Genomic DNA, 1,721 nt, shown 5'->3' on the forward strand with positions numbered 1-1,721 from the left:
TTATACTTTTTTGTATAGCATAATGCAATTAAAGCTCAGTGATCGACTTTTCCCGTCAATAGCCCTACTATTCATCGCGAGATCAACGACCAAGAAACGCGCGCTGCGCAAAGTGAACAAAAACCCTATGATTACCTTCTCTGATATTCAGTTACTGCGTGGCGGTAAACCTCTTTTAGACCAAGCATCGGCAACCATTCACCCAGGTGACAAAGTGGGTCTGGTTGGCAAAAACGGCTGTGGTAAATCGACCTTATTTGCTCTACTGAAAGATGAACTGTCGATTGACGCGGGCTCGTTTAGCCAACCTCAGCATTGGGAATTGGCGTGGGTAGCGCAGGAAACACCTGCTTTAGAACGCAGCGCACTGGAATACGTCATTGATGGTGATCGCGAATACCGCGGTCTTGAGCAACAGCTAGCGGTTGCCGAAGAAAAAGACAACGGTACGCTGGTGGCAGAAATTCACGGCAAGATCGAAACCATTGGCGGTTATAGCATCCGTGCCCGTGCGGCAGAATTGCTTGACGGCCTTGGCTTTAGCCAAGAACAGATGAGCTGGAACTTAACTCAGTTCTCTGGTGGTTGGCGTATGCGCCTTAACTTGGCTCAAGCACTATTGTGTCGTTCCGATCTACTACTGCTCGACGAACCAACCAACCACTTGGATTTGGACGCCGTAATGTGGCTAGAACGCTGGCTGCAAAACTACCCTGGCACACTGATCTTGATCTCGCACGACCGAGATTTCCTAGATCCGATCGTTGGTCGCATCATCCATATCGAAAACCAACAGCTGAACGAATACACGGGTAACTACTCGTCATTCGAAAATCAACGTGCGCAAAAAATGATGCTGCAACAAGCGATGTTCGAGAAGCAACAAAAGCAAATGTCGCACATGCAAAGCTACATCGACCGCTTCCGCTACAAAGCGTCGAAAGCGCGCCAAGCGCAAAGCCGAATCAAAGCGCTAGAACGCATGGAAAAAGTCTTGCCCGCGCAGTTCGATAACCCATTCAGCTTTGAATTCCGTCAACCAGCTGCGCTGCCAAATCCAATCATGATGATGGACGACGTATCGGCAGGTTACGGCGACAACCTAATTTTAGAAAAGATTCGTCTGAACTTAGTACCGGGCAGCCGTATTGGTTTGCTTGGCCGCAACGGCGCAGGTAAATCGACCTTAATCAAACTGCTTTCAGGTGAACTTAAAGCGCAAGGCGGCGATCTCACCTATTCGCAAGGCGTAAAGATCGGCTACTTTGCTCAGCACCAGTTGGAGACGTTGCACCCAGAAGAAACACCACTGCAGCACATGATGCAGATCGCACCGGATCAAACAGAGCAGCAACTGCGCGATTACCTAGGTAGTTTTGGTTTCCAAGGCGACAAAGCGCTAGAAAAAGTCGCACCGTTCTCTGGTGGTGAAAAGGCACGCTTGGTGCTGGCATTGATCGTGTGGCAAAAACCAAACCTATTGCTACTCGACGAACCAACCAACCACCTAGATTTAGACATGCGCCAAGCGTTAACCATGGCTCTGCAAACGTTCGAAGGTGCGATGGTGATTGTTTCACACGACCGTTACTTACTGCGCGCAACCACCGATGATTTGTACTTAGTGCATGATCGCCAAGTTGCACCATTCGATGGTGACTTAAATGACTATTACAAATGGTTAACCGAACAACAAAGAGCGGAACGCAAAGAAGCACAAG

General features: G+C 48.9%; 1 protein-coding gene. It reads left to right on the forward strand.

Features of this window, described 5'->3' with window-relative positions; genetic code table 11:
• Positions 1–127 precede the first annotated feature (127 nt).
• On the forward strand, positions 128–1,721 hold a 1,594-nt coding region (locus R7Q47_RS23700), incomplete at its 3' end, for an ABC transporter ATP-binding protein (RefSeq protein ID WP_318089582.1).

It is taken from the genome of Vibrio sp. Vb0349, from assembly GCF_033338975.1.